The organism is Sphingopyxis sp. BE259 (assembly GCF_031457495.1).
GTDB lineage: Bacteria > Pseudomonadota > Alphaproteobacteria > Sphingomonadales > Sphingomonadaceae > Sphingopyxis.
The window spans coordinates 609,603-629,872 of sequence record NZ_JAVDWM010000001.1 but is presented as its reverse complement, the minus strand read 5'-3'; the positions used below and the strand labels follow the sequence as shown (position 1 = coordinate 629,872).

Below are 20,270 nucleotides of genomic sequence, written 5' to 3'. Positions count from 1 at the left end.
GTTCGCGTCAGCGAACGGCGAGCTGGCAACCGGTGGCGAAGCCACGGCCCGGCACGGCCAGCGGGGCGGCGATCCGAAAGATCGCCGAACCCGCCTGACCCCCGCCTTCGCGGCGGCAGGCTGCGGCGGCTTTGCCGTCGCCCGTTCTGCCGCTACACCGACAATATGACCGACACCGCCCTCACAGTCGCCCAGCGTGACCTTGCCCAGGCCTATGCCGGCGGCGGCCCCGGCGTCCTCGTCTCGGGCCTCGTCTGGCTGATCGCGGGTGCGGTTTGGCAACTACACGGCGTCAACGCCGCCTTTGCCGCGCTGTTTTTTGGCGGTATGGCGATCCACCCGCTAGGCGTCCTGATCGAACGCCTCGCTTTCCGCGCACCCAAGGCCACCGTAGGCAAGCCGCTCGAAACGCTGGCGATCGAGGCGACGATCCCGCTGTTCGTCGGCGTGATGATCGCCTGGGTGCTGCTCGTGCGCGCGCCCGACCTCGCGATCCCCGTCTTCGCCGCGATCGTTGGCGCCCGCTATTTCCTGTTCCGCACGATGTATGGCGAGATCGCCTATTGGGTAGTCGGCGGCGCGATTCTGGCCGTCGCCGGGATCACCATGTTCGGGATCAGCGTGCCGCTGAACCTGGGCTATGTCGTCGGCATCGTCGAGCTGGCCGCCGCCGCCATAATCCTGCAGCGCTGGCGCACGCGCCGGTGAGCGCCCCGTTGCACCCGCCCGTCAAACGCTCGGTCACCATCGCCGGTCACCCAACCTCGATCAGCCTGGAGCCGATGTTCTGGGACGCCCTCGAGGCCGCAGCAGCGCGCCAATCCCTGCCAATCAACGCCCTCGTCGCTCGGATCGATGTCGAGCGAATGGAGGCCGATGACCCGCCGAATCTGACCTCGGCAATCCGGCAATGGTTGTGGCGGCACGCTGCTGGTTAGATCGCGGCGTACACCGCTTGCCCGAACGCCGCGCCCTTATCCGCGGCGTGATGCAGGAACAGCGACGGTTCGATCAGTTCGAGCTCCATGATGTGGAGCTTGCCCGCCGCATCGCCGACCATATCGACGCGCGCATACACCGGCGGTGCGGGGGCGGCAGCCAGCGCCGCCGCGGCCAGCGCCTGCGCGGCATCGCTGGCGTCCCACGCCGTCTCGCACCCGCCGAATTGCTCCTGGACGCGAAAGTCACCCGACGCGGGGCGCTTGACGATCGCGTGGCTGAATCGGCCAGCGAAAAAGAACAGCGAATATTCGCCGTCGGTCAGGATACCGGGCATCAACGGCTGGACCAGACGGCGCTGACCAAGCGCATCGGCAGGGGTCGCATCGCCCGCCGCGATGCGGTGGGTGCCATCGGCGCCGCCCGAGATCGCGGGCTTGATCACGACTTCGTCGGTCGCAAGTTCGGCCATCGCTGCGGCGAGTTTCGCGTCGTCCAGCGCCGCGACCTCGACCGTCGGCACCACCACGACACCCCTGGCACCCAGTTCGGACAGATAGGCCTTGTCGCTGTTCCAGCGCAGCACCGGCACCGGATTGGCGATCGGCAAGGCGTCAGCCTCCAGCCGATCGAGCAGCGCATACCAGGCAGCAACATCGCGCTGATAGCCCCAGGCGAACAGCGGCAGGATCAGGTCGTAACCCGACAGGTCACCGGGATCGGTCCACACCCGCTGCTCGACGATCAGCCCGGCGCCGGTCAGCGCCGCGGCCTTGCGGGCAAAGGCGGGGTGCCAGTTTTCGTAATAGTCGAGCGCCGGAACAAGGATCGCGACGCGGGGTTGGAACGGCATTTCAGAACCACCTTAAAACCCGTCATTGCGAGCGGAGCGAAGCAATCCAGAGCGGCTTGTCACACTCTCGATTGCTTCGCTCCGCTCGCAATGACGGCAATCACTACCGCCCCAACAATCCCCGCGCCTGTCCGGCGATATGCGACAGCATGGCGCCATTGGGGTTCGGGATCGTCCGGGCACGATCGACCGTGGCGCGGAACTGGGCAACGCGCGGAGCGTGCTCGGTCAGCCAAGCCGTCACCGCCGTATCGAGGTCGCCCTTCGGCAACCCGGCCAGAAAGGTCAGCCGCATCTGCTGGAAATCACGCGCCAGACTGTTGACCAGCAAGCGTTCCCACGGATCGGCCGGGCTCATATGCGCCGCCAGCGTTTGCGCCCAGTCGAGCCCGAGCGCCTCGCCGAGATGGGTGAAGGCGTGGGTGACCGCGACCTCGTCGTCGCCGCGCCGTTCGGCCAGGTCGACGATGCCGATCGCGCCGTCGGTCTTGAACAGCTGGACCACCGCGGCGGTCAGCGTTTCGGGGGCGCCCGCGTCGAGCAATTGCTGGGTCAGCATATCCCACTGGCGCTTGACCGAGGGGCTGAGCAGCGCATCGACCCCGGTCATCAGACGATCGACCCCGGGTTCGAGCCGGGCGACAACTGGTCCCGGTTGCGCCAGCGTCTGCGTCACGCGCAGCAGGTCGGCCATTTGCGAGGTCATCGCCGAGGCGGCTTGGGCGAACAGCGACAGCCGCACGCTTTCATCGATCCTGGCGGCGTCAAGCGCGCCCCAGATCGCGGGCATGTCGAGCAGCCGCTCGACCGCGACGAACGCTGCGGCGATGTCGCCGAGCGCGCAACCTTCCTCTTCGACCAGTTCGAACGGATGGACGATACCCATGCGGTTGATGATGCGGTTCGCCAGCTTGGTCGCGATGATTTCGCGGCGCAGCTGATGATCGGCAATAGCACCGGCAAAATCGCGCTGCATTTCGGCGGGGAACGCGGCGGCCAGATCGCTGCCCAGCGCCGGATCGTCGGGCAGGCTGCTGTCCTCGATCGCGTCCTGCAACGCGAGCTTTGCGGTCGACAGCAGCACCGCGAGTTCGGGGCGGGTCAGCCCGCGGCCTTCGGCGGCGCGGCGCAGCAGTTCGTCATTCGCCGCCAATCCTTCGACCTTGCGATCGAGGCGACCCGTCGTCTCGAACGTCTCCATCAACCGGACATAGGAAGCGACCGCCGCCGACCCGCCCTGTTCGGCGATCGACAGCGCCAGCGCCTGCAACCGGTTGTCCTCGAGCACCAGCGCCGACACATCGTCGGTCATCCGCACCAACAGTGCATCGCGCGCTTCCTGGGTGAGGCGGCCTTCGGTCATCTCGCGATTGAGCGCGATCTTGATATTGACCTCGTTATCCGAACAATCGACCCCGGCGGAATTGTCGATGAAGTCGGTGTTGATCCGCCCGCCCTTCGCCGAGAAAGCGATGCGCGCCGCCTGGGTGGTGCCCAAATTGGCACCCTCGCCCACCGCGCGCACCCGCAAATCTTCGGCATCGACGCGCAGCGCGTCGTTGGCAGGATCGCCGACCTCGGCATTATTCTGGCTCGCCGCCTTCACATAAGTGCCGATGCCGCCGAACCACAGCAGGTCGGCGGGCGCCTTCAGGATCGCCGAAATCAGCGCGCCGGGGTCGATCTCGCTGACTGACAGGCCAAGCAACGCCTGCACTTCGGGGGACAGCGGGATGCTTTTCTGGCTGCGCGGGAAAATGCCGCCGCCCTTCGAAATCAGCTTGGCATTGTAATCAGCCCAGGATGAGCGCGGCAGATTAAACATCCGATCGCGCTCTTTCCAGCTTTTCGCCGGATCGGGATTGGGATCGAGGAAGATATGGCGGTGGTCGAACGCCGCGACCAGCTGGATCGCCTTCGACAGCAACATCCCGTTACCGAACACGTCACCCGACATGTCGCCGCAGCCGACGACGCGGATCGTGTCGCTCTGCACATCGACGCCCATTTCCGCGAAATGGCGCTGGACCGACAGCCACGCGCCCTTGGCGGTGATGCCCATCGCCTTGTGGTCATAACCCTTCGACCCGCCGCTGGCGAAGGCATCGCCGAGCCAGAAATCGCGCTCCATCGCCAGTGCGTTGGCGACGTCGGAGAAGGTCGCGGTGCCCTTGTCGGCGGCAACGACAAAATACGGATCGTCACCGTCGTGGATCACGACGCCCGAGGGATGCACGACCTTGCCCGCGACCAGATTGTCGGTGATCGACAGCAGCGACCGGATGAAGATGCGGTAGCATTCGGTGCCCTCGGCGAACCACGCATCACGGTCGAGTGCGACGTCGGGCAGCGCCTTGGGATAGAAGCCGCCCTTCGCGCCGGTCGGCACGATCACGGCGTTCTTCACGCGCTGCGCCTTCATCAGCCCCAGGATTTCGGTGCGGAAGTCGTCGCGGCGGTCGGACCAGCGCAGCCCGCCTCGCGCGACGGGACCGGCGCGCAGGTGGATGCCCTCGACCCGCGGCGAATAGACCCAAACTTCGCGCCATGGCAGCGGTTTGGGCAGGCCAGGGACGAGGCTGGAATCGATCTTGAACGCCAGTGCTTCGGCGGCGGCGGGGGCAAAGGCGTTGGTGCGCAGCGTCGCGCCGATCACCGCGTGGAACAGCCGCAGAATGCGATCTTCGTCGATCGACTTGATGTCGGCAAAGCCCGCCAGAATTTCGGCTTCCAGCACCTCGGCGCGCTTGGCATCGCGCGCCTTGGGATCGTGCAGCGCGCTGAACCGCTCGATCAGTGCCGCGGTCAGCGCCGGGGCGTGGCGCAGGGCGCTGACGACGGTGTCCATGCCGTACGCTGACCCGCCCTGACGCAGATAGCGGAACCAGGCGCGCAGCCAGACGATCGCACCCGGATCGATCTGGTTGGTGAGCACGAGTTCGTTGAATGCGTCATTCTCGGCCTTGCCGCCGAGCACCGCGGCAATCGCGCCTTCGAGCGTCTCGGCGTAGGGCAGCAACGCGAGCTCATCGACGGTGGCGGGCAGACGCAGGGTGAAATCATGGATGACGATCGGCGGTTCGTCATCGGCTTCCATCCCTGGGGCGCGGCTCTGGCCGAGCGCGGTCGGGATTTCCTCGAGCACTTCGAAACCGAAATGTTCGAGCGCAGGAACCACGTCGGACAGCGCGAGCGGCCCGACCGCGCTGTAAACCTTGAGCCGCAGCCGGTCGTCGCCGTCGAGACTCTTTTTCGCCAGCCGGACGCTGCGCGGATTTGTCGCGTCGAGATCGCGCAGCCGCAGAATGTCGCGCGCCGCTTCCTCGGGGTTGTAGAGGTTGCGGTAATTGGGCGGGAAGGTCGGCGCAAAGCGCGCCGCCAGCGCCGCGGCACGCCCCGGATCGCCGCGCTTGGCCAGCGCCGCCTCGACCTCGGGTTGCCAGCCGCGCACCATCTGTTCGAGCTGGGCGTTGAGCGCATCGGTGTCGGGCACGACGCCGCCGCTGCGCAGGTCGAGCGTGTAGCGTAGCAAGGCGGCGCCGCCATCCTCGAGCACCATCGTCCAGCCGATGACCCCGGCTTTGGCTTCGCGCACCAGCATCGCCTCGACCGCGATGCGGCGCCCGGTCGATACCTCGTCGCGCGGCAGCCAGACGAATGCGAACAGATGGCGGCCGAGCGCGCTGCGCACCGTGACCAGCTTCGGCCGCGGACGGTCGGTGATCGACATCGACGTCAGCACCAGTTCTTCCAGCGAGGCAGCGTCGAACGCGATCAGCAGATCGTGCGGCAGCGCGGTCAGCGCGTGCGCCAGCGCCTTGCCGGCGTGGCCGGTGGGATCGAAACCGAATTTGGTCATCAGCGCATCGAGCTGTGCGCGCAACACCGGCACCTTGGCGGGCGGGGTCGACAGCGCCTGGCTGGTCCACAGTCCGGCGTGGATCGACAGCCGGTCGACCTTCTTGCCCTTGAGTTCGGGAACGATGACCAGATCGAGCAGCACGCGGCGATGGACCGCCGACAGCCGGTTCGACTTGATCAGCAGCGGCGCCTGGCCGCCGCCATCGAACCAAGCAAAGGCTGCGTCGAGTGCGGCGGGCGACAAGAGCTGGCTCTCGCCGCTTTCGCTGACGCCCAACGGATCCTGCGCCTGGCCGCCGCGGGTGCGCCATTCGTGGCCTAGCTGGGTCATCGACCCGCCCTCGAACCAGCGCAGCAGTTCGGCGGCCTCACCCTCGACCCGCATCGCGGCATCGGCGAGCAGCGCGGCGCGCATCGCACGCCAGTCGCGCACCGCGGAGCGGACATCGCGCAGCGCCGCTTCGAGCGCGTCGAGCAGGCGGCGGCGCGCCCGCGCATCGCCGCGCTCCAGCTCCATATAAATCACCGACTCGCGATCGGACCCGCTACCCGCTTCCAGCAAATGCCCCTTGGCATCGCGCTTCACGGCGACGACAGGGTGCAGGATGCGGTGCACCGCCAGCCCCTGCGCCGCAACGATCTGCGACGTCGAATCGACTAGAAAGGGCATGTCGTCGTTGACAATGACCAGCCGCATCCGCCGGTCGGTGCCGTCGGCGGCCATCGGTTCGAGCAGCAGCGACGGGGTTTCGGCGGCACGGTCGAGCGAGGCGCGCCCGGCGAACTGGCTGGCGTCCGCCAGCGCGGCCGCGTCCATGTCGTCACCCTCACCGGGCAGCGCACTGCCGCGCAGCGCCGTCAGATAGGCGGCGGCGATTTTGGCGGGGACTTTGGCGGCGGTGGGGGGCGTGTCCGTTTCCGGCGTGGCGGACGAATTTTGTGGCATAAAGTGCAGCATCCCGAACCAAAAGACGGGGATCCCTGCCGACGATCGGCGGGGGCCCGTTCGCTCGCCACCCTATGCGCCTGTGACGCGCGCGGCTCAAGACCTCGTTCGCGCGCCCGCGTTAAAATATTTCAATTTTTGGATCGACTGTTGCGTGAACGCTCTCAGCCGGCCCTCTCATGCACCGGGCGTGATCGCTACCGCCTTCTTCGCCAGCTTGGCAATCAGCGCCGGATCATCCGCCGCCTTGGCGACGATGCCGATATGCCCGCCCGGCATCGCGCGCGCGATCAGCACGACAAATTCGGCACCGCCGGCGTCATGCTCCAGGATGATCGCCGGATGCGCGGTGCGGAGCGCGGCGAGCCTGTCATCGACCTTGGCGCCTGCATCGCCCTCCGGCTTGCGGCGCGCGCGCGCATCCTTGACCAGCCCCTTGAGCCCGCCCGGATAGCGATCGAGATAGGCGGCGAGTTCGCCGCGGCCAACCCCTTCGTCCTTGGCATGACCCAGTACACAAGCATATTCGGCCAGCCGCGTCTTGTCATAGGTCGCGCCGAACACCAGCTTGACGACCGGCGTCATCGGCGCGCGCTCCTGCGCCGCCAGTCCGGCGTCGTCGAGCAGCGCCGCAAAGGCGTCGGGCTGCGCCTGGGCGACCAGTGCGAAATCCCACGCCTTGGCGACCGCCTGATACAGCGCCCCGCGGCTGCGGCTATCGGCAGCAATCGCCCGCTCGGCGGTTTCGCGCGCCAGCGCCAGCCAGTCGGCAAGTTCAGCATCGGCGCCGGGTTCGTCGACCGGCACGTCGTCGGCGTCACCAACTGCGGCGACTTCGATGTCCGCCGCATCGACCAGCGCGGCGAAGCCGGGGGTCGCATCGCCACCGCCATCGGGCGCGACATCGTCGTCAAGATGTTCGCTGTCGGGGCCATCGGCCCACACCGGCACCGGCGCGGTCAGCGGGGCGGCGCTGCGCAGCGCCTGTTCGACCGACAGCTGCAATTCGGCGGCCTGGTCGGCGGGCACCGCTTCCTTCCAGTTGATCACCCCCATGATGAAGTCGATCGTGTCGTCGTCGGACGAGAAGGGCAGCAGGATGCCGCGATACATGATCGTCGTGCCGCGATCGTTGACGAATTCGGCCTCGAACCCGATCGGGGCGCGGTTGGCGATGATCTGAAGATAATGGTCGGTCAGCCGCGACAACAGCGAGCGACCCGGAATCTGGCTGATGTAGTGAACATCCTCGTCGATCTGCGATTCTTCGCGCAGCCGGTCGCCGACGAAGGCGATACCGGGATTTTCGACCCCGGCGGTAAAGTCGAGCAGCACGGCGTTCGACCCGAAGTCGGCGCCCTCCAGATCGAGATCCTCGACCGACGGATAAGCGCGGTCGGCGAGCAGCGAAGCCCAATAATTATAGGCGCGCACCTGCATCCGCCGTTCATCGACACCGACCGACGCGGGCGCATCGATCGCCCCGTCGTCCTGGTCGTGGCTGCCCGAAAGCAGTCCGCGCATGCTGTCCATCATTTATCCCCAGCCATAAACATCGGGAAATGGCATGCACCAGAACTGGTAAAAGCCGCGTAAACGATGGCAAAGATACGGCGGCGAAGCGCGCGATTTACTTGGCTGGGTGAAGCCGGATCGCCGCGCCGCCGCCGGGGGCGAGCCATAGCTTGTAGGAATCGCCCTTCTTCACCTTGATCGTTTCATAGGCGATCTTGTGCCGCGCTTCGGTCAGATAGGTCGCGCCTTCGCCATCCTTGTAGATCGTCGCGGTGTAGGTCTTGTCCGCGTCGAGAAAGTCGAACCCCAGCGTCAGCGTGCGTTCGGTGCCGTCGTTGACCCCGCCGACATACCAGTCGGCGCTGTTCCGGTCCTTGCGCGCAAAAATCGCATAATCGCCAACCTCACCCGCGATCAGGTGGCTGTCGGCCCAATCGGCGGGAACGACCTTGATAAACTCCAGCTCGCGCGGATGCTTTTCCAGATTTTCGATGAAGTCGGCCGCCATCTGGATCGGCGAATAAATGGCAAGATAGAGTCCCAGCTGCTTTGCAAGGGTCGAGGCGTGCGGCCGCCCTTCGCCGCCGACGAGGCTCAAGACCCCGGGCGTATAGTCCATCGGCCCCGACAACATGCGCGTATAGACCAATGTCGGCTCATGGTCGGGACCGCCGTTCGCAAAGGCGCTCCAGCTATTATATTCCATGCCGCGTGCGCCCTCGCGCGCCACCCAATTGGGGTAAGTCCGGCGCAACCCGGTGTCCTTGACCGGTTCGTGCGGATTGACCGCAACCTTATATTTTGCCGCGGTCTCGACGACCTTTTGATGATGCTGCACCTGCCGCTGGCCGTCGTGCCATTCCATGCGCGTCTCGCCCGGCGCATCGCCTGGCGCGATAATCCCGCCCGCGTCGGCGACATAGCCGGTCTTGACCGCCCGGACGCCGAGGTCGCCATAGAGCTTCATGGCGTCTTCAAGCTGCGCTTCATAGACCGCGATGTTGCCGCCGGTTTCATGGTGGCCGATCAGCGTAACGCCCTTTTTGCGGGCGTGGTCGGTCACGGCCTTGAGGTCAAAATCGGGATAGGCCTGGGTAAAGCTATAGGCGTCGCCATGCCCGAACCAATTGCTTTCCCAGCCCTTGTTCCAGCCCTCGACCAGCACCCCGCCGAACCCATGTTTGGCGGCGAAATCGATATATTGCTTGGTCCGCGCGGTGGTTGCGCCATGGTTCGGCCCCTCGGCCCAGCTCCAGTCGCCGCGGATCATCCCCCACCAGATGCCGATATATTTCATCGGCTTGACCCAGCTGACATCGCCGAGCTTATTGGGTTCGTTGAGGTTAAGCTCCAGGTCGCTTTCGACGAGTCCCGCGGCATCGTCGGTGATCCGGATCGTGCGCCAGGGGGTGTTGAACGGCAAGTCGCGGATGACGCGCGGCCCGCGCGACGAGGGCGACAGCGTCGAACGGAACAGCCGCCCCTCGGCGCGTTTCAGCCACATGCCCGAATAATCGACCAGCGCCGCTTCGTGAAACGCCAGATGGGTGCCGTCGTCGAGCCGCATCGTCATTGGCGTGTGCGCGGTGGCGACCGCATCGATCGGGGTCTTTTGATAAATCTGTTCGTAGCGGTTCCACTCGCCCGCGGTGATCCACCAGGCGGTGCCGGGCGCCGCGATGTCGAATTCGGTGATCTCATCGACAATCTTGGCGGTCTTCAGCCCCGCCTGTTCGGGCAGCTCGTACCGAAAACCGATGCCGTCGTCGAACAGCCGGAAGCGGACGTTGAGCGCATGGCCGCCCCAGCTTTCATGCTGGCGAAACCGCACCAGCAGTTCATTATGGTGATCGCGCACGAACCGGCGCTCGCCCCACGGCAATTCCCATTGCCCGTCGGCGCTGGCCTTGTCGGCGCCCTCGATCGCAAAACCGCGTTGCAACCCCACGCGGTCGGCCATCAGGAAACCCAGCTTCGACGGCGCGATGAGCAGCTTGCCCTTGCGCGACAATGACCAGGTCGGGCGCTGGTCGTTGTCGGTCGATACGGTGAGCACCAGGCTGCCGTCGGGCGAGGTCGCGGTCTGCGACGGGCGCGCATCCTGCGCCAGCGCGGGGGTCGCGGTCGCGGCAAGCAGCGCGGCAGTGGCAATCAGGGTCCGCATCAATTTGTTCCTTTAATGTCAAGCCAGAGCGCGCCGCCGGGCGGCAATGTTGCCCGATCGGCGCCGTTAAGCACGATGAATACGTCGCCGTCCTTGCCATGCGCGGCAATATCGATCGCCTCGCCGCCCAGGTTGAACAGGCAGCGCAGATGCTGGTTCCCGGCGATACGGTCGAAACCGAGCAGGTCGCCCTCGGCAATCCAGCCGGCATCGCGGCCCAGGCGCAGTGCCGGATGCGCGGCGCGCAACGCGACGAACCGCCGCGTCAGGTTGAGCAGCGAGCGATCGTCGTCCTGCTGACGGTCGACCGCCAGTTCGCGGTGCGCCGGGCCAAGCGGCAGCCACGGATCGGCGGCGGAGAAACCGGCATGGTCCTCACCTGCGGCCCAGGGCAGCGGGGTGCGCGCGCCATCGCGCGACAGGGTGAGCGGCCAATTCTTGCGCGCCTCGGGATCCTGCACCAGTTCGAACGGAATCTCGACCTGATCGAGCCCGAGTTCCTCGCCATTATAGATGATGATATTGCCGCGCAGGGCGCACAGCAGCGCCATTTTCATCCGCGCAAAGGCGGCGGGATCGACACCATCGGGGGTCCAGCGCGATACCGCGCGCGGCGCGTCGTGGTTCTCAAACGCCCAACTTGGCCAGCCGACGCCCGGCGTATCGGGCCATTGCTCAGCCGCTTCGCGCACCAGTTGCGGGGTCAGGCGGTCGGCATAGAGGAAATCGAAGCCATAGGCGCTGTCGAGCCGTTTTGTGCCCGCGGTAAACAACTTCATTTCTCGCACCGCATCGTCGCCGCCGACTTCGGCGACGGTGAAGCTGCCGTCATATTGATCGGTCAGCGCGCGGATGCGTTCGAGGAACAGCGGGATGTCGGGGTGCGACTGGTTATAGATTTTCTGCTGGAAATCGAACGGCCGGGTGCGGACCTTGTTCGACGGCGGCGCTGGCGGATTGTCGCGCAGGGCCGGGTCGTGCATCGCAAAATTGATTGCATCGATACGAAACCCGTCGACGCCGCGGTCGAGCCAGAAGCGCACGACAGCGAGCAGTGCATCCTGCACATCGCGATTGTGCACATTGAGCTGCGGCTGGGTGCCGAGGAAATTGTGCATATAATATTGGCCGCGCCGCGCGTCCCACGTCCACGCCGGGCCGCCAAACACCGACTGCCAGTTGGTCGGCGGCGACCCGTCAGCCTTGGCGTCGGCCCAGACATACCAGTCGGCCTTGGGATTGTCCCTACTCGCGCGGCTTTCGCCGAACCAGCTGTGCTGGTCGGAGGTATGCGCGAACACCAAATCGGTGGTGACCTTCAGCCCCAGCGCATGGGCGCGGGTGACCAGCGCGTCGAAATCGGCAAGGCTGCCAAAGATCGGATCGACCCCGCAATAATCGGCGATGTCATACCCGAAATCGTCCATTGGCGAGGGGTAGAAGGGCGACAGCCAGATCGCATCGACCCCCAGCGAGGCGATGTAATCGAGCCGCGCGGTGATGCCCGCCAGGTCACCGATGCCATCGCCATTCGAATCGGCAAAGCTGCGCGGATAGACCTGATAGATCGCCGCGCCCTTCCACCACGGTGTCGCCGCGGTGGTGGCAGGCTGGTCTTGGACAAGGGAGGGATTGGTCGTCACGCTGGGGTTCCGGTTATTCGCTGGCCTGGCAGATGATGGTGCCGAAGGGAGGAAGGGTAAGCGGCAAGCTGCCCGGTGCCGCAGCAGCGGCCGGGCAGTCGCCTTTGAGCGCGGTAAAGACCGTGCTTTTCATATCGATGGCAATCGTCGCCGACAATTGTGTTGCAGACGTATTGAAGGCGAGCACGACCTCGCGCCCCGTCGCGGGATCGAAGCGCGAAACCGCCAGCAGTCCCGGCTTGTCGGAAAAGGCGCGCACCTTGGTGCCGCCGCGCATCAGCGCCGGGGTCTTGCGGCGAATGCCGGCGAGTGCGGCGATATGGCGATAGAGGGGGTGCGCGGTATCGAAACTCGCGGTTGCGGTCGTCGCATCGGTGCCGATCAGATCATTGTCGTTATAGACCGCGACCTTCGACGCGAACATATTTTCGCGCGCCAGCTGGTCGTTGCCGTCGGACACGAACCCCTGTTCGTCGCCATAATAGATCGTCGGCACCCCGCGCAGCGTCAGCATCAAACTGTGCCCCAGCATCACGCGTTGCAGCAGCTCGGCATCGCTCGCGCCGGGGTTCGCCGCCTTCACGAACATTGCAAAGCGCCCCATGTCATGGTTGCCGAGGAAGGTCGGCAGCTGGAGTGCAGCGTCGGCGCCGCCCTTGTAGAGTACATCGCCGTCGAACAGCCGCCCAAACTGGTCGGTCCCTTTGGTCCCGCTGACCGTATCGATCGCGGCGCGCGCGAAGCTGAAATCGAGCACCGCGGGCAGGTCGGCGGTGTGGGTATAGGCAGCGAGCGACCCCGGATCGACGCCGTCGATATAGACCTCGCCGAAAATGTGGAAGTTCGGGATGCCGCGCGCCTTGGCGCGCGCCTGCATCGCCGGGACGAACGCCCGCCAGAATTCGGGGTTCACATGCTTGGCGGTGTCGATGCGAAAGCCGTCGATGCCGAATTCGTCGATCCAGCGGGCATAGATGTCGATGAACCCTGCGACGACGCGCGGGTTTTCGGTCGCAAGGTCGTCGAGCCCCGAAAAATCGCCATAAAGCGCCGATTCGCCAGCCCAGTCGCTGTTGCCGCGGTTGTGGTAATAGATCGGGTCGTTGAGCCACGCCGGAACCTTCACCTGCGCCTCGCCCTGCGGCACGACGGGGGTGTAGGCGAACGCCGGATCGGTCAGCTTTGTCCAATTGTCCGCATCGGCGACATGGTCGCCCGCAAAGCCCGGATTGATTGCCCGGCCGGTCAGCCCGCCGCGCCGCGAAAAGGGGTAGTCGGCCAGGCTGCGGTAACGGAAACCCTCGGCCTCGCCTTCCTGATAGCGGATCACGTCGGCGGTGTGGTTGGTGATGATGTCCATATAGACCTTCATCCCGCGCGCGTGCGCGGCATCGACGAAGGCCTTGAATTCGGCGTTGCTGCCGAAATGCGGATCGACCTGGGTAAAATCGGTCACCCAATAGCCGTGATAGCCCGCGCTCTCGTCGCCCTTTGGCCCCTGCACCGGCTTGTTCCTGAACACCGGGGCGAACCAGATCGCGGTCGCGCCCAGCCCCTGGATATAGTCGAGCCGCCTGGTCAGCCCCGCGAGGTCGCCGCCGTGATAGAAGCCTTTGGTGGTCGGATCATAGCCCGTTGCCAGCCGGTCGCCCTTCAGCCCGCCTTTGTCGTTCGCGGCGTCACCGTTCTCGAACCGGTCGGGGAGGACAAAATAGATGACCTCGTCACTCGCGGGCCGGGCGCGCACCGCTGCTTCGTCGGCAATCGCGGGGAGCGGCGCGAGCAGCAGCGCCAACGGCATCAGATATCGGATCATGCGGCGACACCAGCGGTTGGGCGAGTGGCGGCGAGGAAGCGGTCATAGCTTTCCATTTCGGCGACTTCGCGGTCGATCATCAGCGATACACCCGCCATATATTGCGCCAGTTCCTGATCGCCGATGCCATCGGCGAGCGGGTGCCAGCGCCGCGGTTCGATGCCCTGCCCGACCAGCACCTGTAGCCAGCCCGATTCGGTGAATAATTCCTCATGCTCGCGGAAAATCAGTCCCTGCGCGCGGAACAGTTCGATCTTTGCCGCCAGTGTATCGGGGATCGGCATTGCTGCGCGGTCGCGCCAATAGGGGGTGTCGTTCCGCTCGGTCGCCTTGAAATGGAGGATGATGAAATCGCGGATGCGTTCCCATTCGAAATCGCTCTGCCGGTTGAACTCGGCCGCGACCGCCGGGTCGCTCGCCCCCGCGGGCAACATCTTGAGCAGCCGCGAGATGCCCGCCTGGACCAGATGGATGCTCGTCGATTCGAGCGGCTCCATGAACCCGCTGGCAAGGCCGAGTGCGACGACGTTGCGGTTCCACATCCGGCGCCGTTTGCCGCTGGTGAAGCGCAGCCGGTTCGGTTCGGCCTGCGGCGCGCCATCAAGATTGGCGAGCAAGGTCGCGAGCGCGTCGTCGTCGGAAATATGGTCCGAACAATAGACATAGCCGTTGCCGATCCGGTGTTGCAGCGGAATGCGCCATTGCCAGCCCGCCTCGCGCGCGGTGGCGCCGGTCCACGGCAGCTGCGGCGTATCCCCATGCGCGCAGGGGACCGCGACGGCGCGATTGTTCGCCAGCCAGCACGACCAGTCGTCATAACCGGTCGCGAGCGCGCCTTCGATCAGCAAGCCTCGAAAGCCCGAACAGTCGATGAAAAAATCGCCATCGATGGCGCGCCCATCGGCGAGCGTCACCCCCGCAACATCGCCCGTTTCACCGTGCAGGCGGACATCGGCGACTTTGCCCTCGATCCGTTCCACCCCGCTCGCCTCGGCGCGGCGACGCAGATAGGCGGCGTAGAGCCCGGCGTCGAAATGAAAGGCATAGGGCATGTCATGGAGGTGCGGCGAGGTGCGCGGCGCGCCGCGCTGCATCCGCCGCGCATAGGCGGCGCGTTCGTTGAGCGAATAATGGTCGAGGCTTTGCGCCGCGCCCAAGCTATGTGCGCGCAGCCAATAATGCTGGAATTCGAGTAGCCCGAGCCCGCGCCCGATCGCGCCAAAGGCGTGCATGTAGCGATGTCCGGGGCGCGTCCAGCCGTTGAACGCGATGCCGAGTTTGATCGTGCCTTGCGTCGCCGTGAGGAATTCATCCTCGTCGATGCCGAGCGCTTGGTTGAACAACCGGATCTGCGGGATCGTCGCCTCGCCCACCCCGACGGTGCCGATGTCGTCCGATTCGACGAGCTGAACCGACCAGCCAGCGGGCAAGAACCGGCGCAGGCAGGCCGCGGCCATCCAGCCCGCTGTTCCGCCACCGATGATGATCAATCGCCTCAAGCGTCAAATCCTGCCTTTGCCTCGTCCTACAACAAAATGTCGGGGCGGCGCGACCCGGCCGCCCCGACGAGGGGGGAGGTTCAGAATTTGAACGAGGCACCCGCCAGATAGCGACGGCCATAGGTCTGATAATCGATCACCGCGCGCGCATCGCGCGGATCGTCGGTCACGAACGGTTCGTTGGTCAGGTTCTGGCCCTGGACAAACACCGACAGGCCTTCGAGCGCGCTGCCCGGCTGGAAATCATAGCCAAGCTGGGCATCGATGATCGTTTCGGCGCGCGCCCGGCGGCGCACCCGCTGACCGCCAAAGCCCGACAGTTCGCCGATGAAGCTCGACCGGTAGCGGGCACTGACGCGGGCGTTGACGCCCCATTTTTCGAAGTAGGCGGTGCCGTTGGCGACCCACTTCGAATAGCCGGGGATGTCTTCCGCCGGGGCGCCCGGGTTCGGGCTGATCTTGGTCTTGGTATAGGACACGCCGCCGGTGACGCCAAAGCCGTCGAGCGCCGTGGTGAAGGTGCTGAACGGCAGCGACCCGGCCAGTTCGGCGCCATAGAGCTTGCCGCCCTCGCCATTCACCGGCGCATTCACCGTACCCATATAATTGACGATGATCGGCAGGCCGTTTGTATCGTTGCCCGGTGCCTGAATCGGATAGCCGGTGAAGTCGAACGGAATGTCCTGATTGTAGATATAGCTCTTCAGATCCTTGTAGAAGAACTGCACCGCAACATAACCCGACGAGCCGAAATATTTCTCCAGCGTCACGTCCGCGGCGTTGGCGCGCCAGGGGCGCAGGTCGGGATTGCCCGATCCGCCGCGCACCACCGCACAGGACCGCCCCGTCGGGCACACCATGCCGCCCGGATCGCCGATCACGGTGCCATAGCTCAACGTCGCGCGCAGATCGTCGAGCCGCGGCCGGACGATCTCGCGCGCCACGCTGGCGCGGATCACGAAATCGCTGGCGGTGCGCAGCGACAGGTTCACGCTGGGCAGCACATCGATGTAATCGGTGCTTTCGCGGCGCGGGATGCCCTGGATATTCGGTGACCCATTGGGGTTGGTGCCGGCGAAGGTCGCGCTGGCGCCGGTCGAATTCTGGTCGGTGAAGATCGCCTGCACCCCGAAATTGCCGGTCAGCACCGACGATCCCATTTCCTGGTCGATATTCGCCTGAAGATAGGTCGTCATCTGCTTTTCGGCGACGTTATATGCCTTGACCACCACATCGCCATAAGGGTTGGGCACCAGCGTGTAGATGCCTGCGGCAAGCAAGTCGCGCGGATCGTAGCTGATCACCGGGCCCAGCCCCAGATAGGCCAGATCGGTCGTGCCGCGGCGGAACTGCGTCGGCACCGGCAGGCTGGTCAGGCCGTCGGTATTGGCGGTCAGCCCGACAAAGGCTTCGTCGGGGGTCAGCTGCTTGGTGCGGGTGGTGTAATTGACCCCGAACTGCACCGATTTCAGAAAGCCTTCGAGCTCGCGTTCGATCTCGACGCGATACTGCCACAGCTCGTCTTCGATGATGCGGTTGTTGTAATAGCCGTCCTGGCCGCCGCGGATGCGCCCGCCATTGACCCCGGTCTGATCGCCGCCCCAGCCCAGTGGGCTAGTCAGCTGGATCAGGTTATAATCGCCGTAATTGAGCGTCGGGCGAAAGAAGGTGCCGTCGATGTCACTGGTGAAACCGATGGTATCGGTCGCGCCGACCCCGCCGCCGCGGCCGGTTCCGGAATTGCTTTCGAGGATCAGTTCGTTGCGGTCGGTTTTCGACATGCTGATGTCGGCATAGGCGTTCCAGCCGTCGTCGCCTTCCCAGCGGTTGTTCCACCCAAAGCTGTAGAGCTTGGCATTGCGTTCGAACACGTCGTTGCGCACCACGCCCTCGACATTGGTAAAGGTGCCGGCGCGGGCAAAGACGAATTCGCCGCTGTCATCGACATCGGTGATGTTGACGCCCGCACCGCCAAAGGCGAGCGGCAGTTCGATGCCGCGCTTGATCTGATCGTCGCTGAAATCCGAATAGAAAGCGTCGAAGGTCGAGGTGAAATTGGGGGTCGGCTGCCATTCGAGCGTGCCCTGCAGACCAAGCCGCTTCAGCTGCGTCGAGGTTGCATAGGATTTCGAGCCGCCGAGGACGACCGGGCTGGCAAGGGTGCCATTGCCGGCATAGCCCCAGGCGTTGAATTCCTGGATCTGATAGGGTTCGTCGAGGTAGCTCGCCGACAGTGCGATGCCGATCGTGTCGTCCGCGAACTGGTCAACATAGGTTCCGTTGACGCGGTAGCCATATTTTTTCGAGCCGACGTTGAGCTTGCCGATTTCGGCCCAGGTGCCGCGGCCGCCGATCGAAAAGACGCGCTTGCCATATTCGAGCGGGCGGATCGTCTTGAGATCGACGGTGCCCGACAGACCTTGACCGACGATCGAGGCCATCGGCGACTTATACACGAGCACCTGGTTGACGACTTCGGACGGATATTGATCATATTCGACCGCGCGATTGTCGCCGGTCGACGTCTGTTCGCGGCCGTTGAGCAGCGTCGTCGAGAAATCGGGGGCAAAGCCGCGGATCGAGATCGAGTTTGAGCGGCCAGAGACGCGCTGCGAGGTGAGGCCCGGCAGGCGGGCGATCGATTCGGCGATCGACGCGTCGGGCAGCTTGCCGATGTCCTCGGCCGAAATCGATTCGACGACCTGGTCGCGCGTTTTCTTGGCGTTTACGGCGCTCTGCAAGCTGGCGCGAAAGCCCGAGACGACGATCTCGTCCTCGCCACCTTCGGCGCCACCTTCTTCGGCGGTCGGCGCGGTGTCGGCGTCCTGCGCCAGCGCGGCGCCCGGCAACAAGGCGGTCAAGGCGACGCCGAGCGCGATGGCGCTGGCCCCGCGGCGAAGACTGGTCGATTTGGTCATGCTAAACTCCCCTGCAGCGACGGGCGGCTTGGCCAGGCGACGACGACAGGGGGCGGCAATTGCGCCGCGCGGCATCCTCTCATCGACGCGTGGGTTTTCCCATCGCGGCCTAGCAATTGACGCCAATCGGCGGGCACGGCCATAGGGTATACGTATACGCATATTATGCGGGCGCACCGTCTGTCGCCGAAATGTCACGCTTTTGGCGGGTTGTACCGGTGCATGTCCGGCGATCAAATTCTTGGCAGCAACCGGGCCAGTCGCTAGGTTCGCGCCAGCAGCGACCCACGAGAGCAACCCGCGCCAAGGGCCGCCGCACCAGGGAGAGATGGATGGGGCGCCAGCCCTCGGCCAAACCGACGAGTTTCGACATCGCCTATCTGGCGGGCGTGTCGCAGCCGACGGTGTCGCGCGCGCTGCGCGGTAGCAAATCGGTCAGCGCCGCGACCCGCGCCAACATCGAACGCATCGCGCGCGAGCTCAATTACACCGTCGACAAGAACGCCTCCAGCCTGCGCTCGCAGCGCACCCATACGCTCGCATTGCTGTTTTTCGAGGACCCAACCCCCGACGAATCGATGATCAACCCGTTCTTCCTGTCGATGCTGGGGTCGATCACCCGCGAATGCGCGCTGCGCGGCTACGACCTGCTGATCAGTTTCCAGCAGATGCACAATGACTGGCACGTCGCCTATCAGGACAGCCACCGTTCGGACGGCATCATCCTGCTCGGCTATGGCGATTACCAGCTCTACCTCACCAAGCTGGAGCATCTGGTAGAGATGGGGACGAAATTCGTGCGTTGGGGATCGGTGTCGGACGATGGCATCGGGCTGACCGTCGGGTCGGACAATGTCGGCGCGGGCGAACAGGCGGGCGCGCATTTGATCTCGATCGGGCGGCGGCACATCGCGTTCCTGGGCGATGCGTCGGACCATGCCCCCGAATTTCAGGACCGCTACACCGGGCTGTGCCGCGCGATGCGGGACGCAGATGTCGAACCCGACCCGGCGCTGCAACAAGGTGCGGTGTCGTCCGAAGAATCGGGCTATGCTGCCGCGAAGTCCTTGCTCACCAGCGGCAAGCCGTTCGACGCGATCTTTGCCGCCAGCGACCTGATCGCGATCGGCGCGATGCGCGCGCTGGCCGAAGCGGGGCGGCGCCTGCCGCAGGATGTCGCGATCATCGGTTTCGACGATATTCCCGCCGCCAGCCTGACATCGCCGACGCTGACCACGGTGATGCAGGATATGAAGGGCGCGGGAACGCTGCTCGTCGATGCGCTGCTGGCGCGGATCGAGGACCGCCCGGTCGAACGCATGATGCTGCCTGCACGGCTGATCAAGCGGCAGAGCACGGCGGTTTAGGCCAACGTCGCACGTGGTTTTTGGGGTGGGAAACCAGTCATTCCCTGCCCTTCGTCATCCCGCACTTTTACGCCTGCTCTCGGCCCCAGCCACCACTCCGCTAAAATCCCGCCCACACTTCCTCACCGACCTTGACTCCCGCCGCGCCCGACCCAATGTCTCGCCGACTAGAAATCCCCTCAACGAAAAGGATGCCGACCATGACGATCCAGCCCGGCGACAAGCTGCCCGACGCCACCTTTGTAAAGGTCACCGAAAACGGCCCCGAACAGGTCAGCACCGCCGATTATTTCAAGGGCCGCCGCGTCGCGCTGTTCTCGGTCCCCGGCGCTTTTACTCCGACCTGTTCGGCCAAGCATCTGCCGGGCTTCGTCGACAAGGCCGATGAGCTGAAAGCCAAGGGCGTCGACGAAATAGTCTGCACCGCGGTCAACGACGCGTTCGTGATGGGCGCGTGGGGGAAGAGCGGCAATGCTGGCGACAGCGTCACCATGCTCGCCGACGGCAATGGCGATTTCGCCGAAGCGGTCGGCCTGACCATGGACGGCAAGGCGTTCGGCATGGGCAAGCGCGGCCAGCGTTTCTCGATGGTCGTCAACGACGGTGTCGTCGAACAGCTGAACGTCGAAGCCCCCGGCGAATTCAAGGTATCGAGCGCCGATCACATGCTGGAGCAGCTGTAACAAAAGTCCGTTCGTCCTGAGGAGCCGCTGAGCGCAGTCGAAGCGGCGTCTCGAAGGACCCAGGTG

At 65.1% G+C, this 20,270-nt stretch carries 12 protein-coding genes; 4 read left to right on the top strand and 8 right to left on the bottom strand.

What is annotated here, in order from left to right; all coding sequences use genetic code 11:
- Positions 1-165 precede the first annotated feature (165 nt).
- Both J2X44_RS03035 and J2X44_RS03030 read left to right on the top strand, forming a co-directional pair.
- Positions 166-708, top strand: coding sequence for a DUF7010 family protein (locus J2X44_RS03035; protein ID WP_310087816.1), 543 nt, complete (start codon positions 166-168; stop codon positions 706-708).
- A complete protein-coding gene (locus J2X44_RS03030) occupies positions 705-938 on the top strand; it encodes a ribbon-helix-helix domain-containing protein (protein WP_310087814.1) in 234 nt (77 codons plus the stop codon). Before J2X44_RS03035 ends, J2X44_RS03030 begins: the two co-directional genes overlap by 4 nt.
- Here J2X44_RS03030 and J2X44_RS03025 read toward each other — a convergent pair.
- From J2X44_RS03025 to J2X44_RS02990, 8 genes are all read right to left on the bottom strand, one after another.
- The gene (locus tag J2X44_RS03025) at positions 935-1,792 is read right to left on the bottom strand and encodes a hypothetical protein (RefSeq protein ID WP_310087813.1); all 858 of its coding nucleotides are present in this window, start codon (positions 1,790-1,792) and stop codon (positions 935-937) included. The genes J2X44_RS03030 and J2X44_RS03025 overlap by 4 nt on opposite strands.
- A gap of 103 nt (positions 1,793-1,895) precedes the next feature.
- Positions 1,896-6,599 (bottom strand): NAD-glutamate dehydrogenase domain-containing protein, encoded by a 4,704-nt coding sequence (locus J2X44_RS03020; protein WP_310087812.1) that lies wholly within the window; start codon positions 6,597-6,599, stop codon positions 1,896-1,898.
- A gap of 177 nt (positions 6,600-6,776) precedes the next feature.
- Positions 6,777-8,132, bottom strand: coding sequence for a hypothetical protein (locus tag J2X44_RS03015; RefSeq protein WP_310087810.1), 1,356 nt, complete (start codon positions 8,130-8,132; stop codon positions 6,777-6,779).
- 97 nt (positions 8,133-8,229) lie between these two features.
- On the bottom strand, positions 8,230-10,278 hold the full coding sequence (locus J2X44_RS03010; RefSeq protein ID WP_310087808.1) for a glycoside hydrolase family 97 protein: 2,049 nt from the start codon (positions 10,276-10,278) through the stop codon (positions 8,230-8,232).
- Complete coding sequence (locus tag J2X44_RS03005; protein ID WP_310087807.1) at positions 10,278-11,921, bottom strand: alpha-amylase family glycosyl hydrolase; 1,644 nt, start codon at positions 11,919-11,921, stop codon at positions 10,278-10,280. Before J2X44_RS03005 ends, J2X44_RS03010 begins: the two co-directional genes overlap by 1 nt.
- Before the next feature lie 13 nt (positions 11,922-11,934).
- Positions 11,935-13,737 carry an alpha-amylase family glycosyl hydrolase gene (locus tag J2X44_RS03000; protein ID WP_310087805.1) on the bottom strand — a complete coding sequence of 601 codons (1,803 nt, stop codon included), beginning with the start codon at positions 13,735-13,737 and terminating at the stop codon, positions 11,935-11,937.
- Positions 13,734-15,236 (bottom strand): tryptophan 7-halogenase, encoded by a 1,503-nt coding sequence (locus J2X44_RS02995; protein ID WP_310087804.1) that lies wholly within the window; start codon positions 15,234-15,236, stop codon positions 13,734-13,736. The genes J2X44_RS03000 and J2X44_RS02995 overlap by 4 nt, the downstream gene beginning before the upstream one ends.
- An 80-nt stretch (positions 15,237-15,316) precedes the next feature.
- Positions 15,317-18,154: a TonB-dependent receptor gene (locus tag J2X44_RS02990; RefSeq protein WP_310087802.1), complete on the bottom strand. Its 2,838-nt coding sequence runs from the start codon at positions 18,152-18,154 to the stop codon at positions 15,317-15,319.
- Between the two features lie 332 nt (positions 18,155-18,486).
- Here J2X44_RS02990 and J2X44_RS02985 point away from each other — a divergent pair, with 332 nt between their 5' ends.
- Complete coding sequence (locus J2X44_RS02985; RefSeq protein WP_310087800.1) at positions 18,487-19,521, top strand: LacI family DNA-binding transcriptional regulator; 1,035 nt, start codon at positions 18,487-18,489, stop codon at positions 19,519-19,521.
- Between the two features lie 200 nt (positions 19,522-19,721).
- The gene (locus J2X44_RS02980; protein WP_310087798.1) at positions 19,722-20,204 is read left to right on the top strand and encodes a peroxiredoxin; all 483 of its coding nucleotides are present in this window, start codon (positions 19,722-19,724) and stop codon (positions 20,202-20,204) included.
- Positions 20,205-20,270: the final 66 nt, after the last annotated feature.

Coding starts and splice junctions, on each gene's coding strand:
- J2X44_RS03010 (WP_310087808.1), bottom strand. CDS start 10,278: ATGCGGACCCTGATTGCCACTGCCGCGCTGCTTGCCGCGACCGCGACC.
- J2X44_RS03020 (WP_310087812.1), bottom strand. CDS start 6,599: ATGCCACAAAATTCGTCCGCCACGCCGGAAACGGACACGCCCCCCACC.
- J2X44_RS03015 (WP_310087810.1), bottom strand. CDS start 8,132: ATGGACAGCATGCGCGGACTGCTTTCGGGCAGCCACGACCAGGACGAC.
- J2X44_RS03025 (WP_310087813.1), bottom strand. CDS start 1,792: ATGCCGTTCCAACCCCGCGTCGCGATCCTTGTTCCGGCGCTCGACTAT.
- J2X44_RS02985 (WP_310087800.1), top strand. CDS start 18,487: ATGGGGCGCCAGCCCTCGGCCAAACCGACGAGTTTCGACATCGCCTAT.
- J2X44_RS03000 (WP_310087805.1), bottom strand. CDS start 13,737: ATGATCCGATATCTGATGCCGTTGGCGCTGCTGCTCGCGCCGCTCCCC.
- J2X44_RS03035 (WP_310087816.1), top strand. CDS start 166: ATGACCGACACCGCCCTCACAGTCGCCCAGCGTGACCTTGCCCAGGCC.
- J2X44_RS02990 (WP_310087802.1), bottom strand. CDS start 18,154: ATGACCAAATCGACCAGTCTTCGCCGCGGGGCCAGCGCCATCGCGCTC.
- J2X44_RS02980 (WP_310087798.1), top strand. CDS start 19,722: ATGACGATCCAGCCCGGCGACAAGCTGCCCGACGCCACCTTTGTAAAG.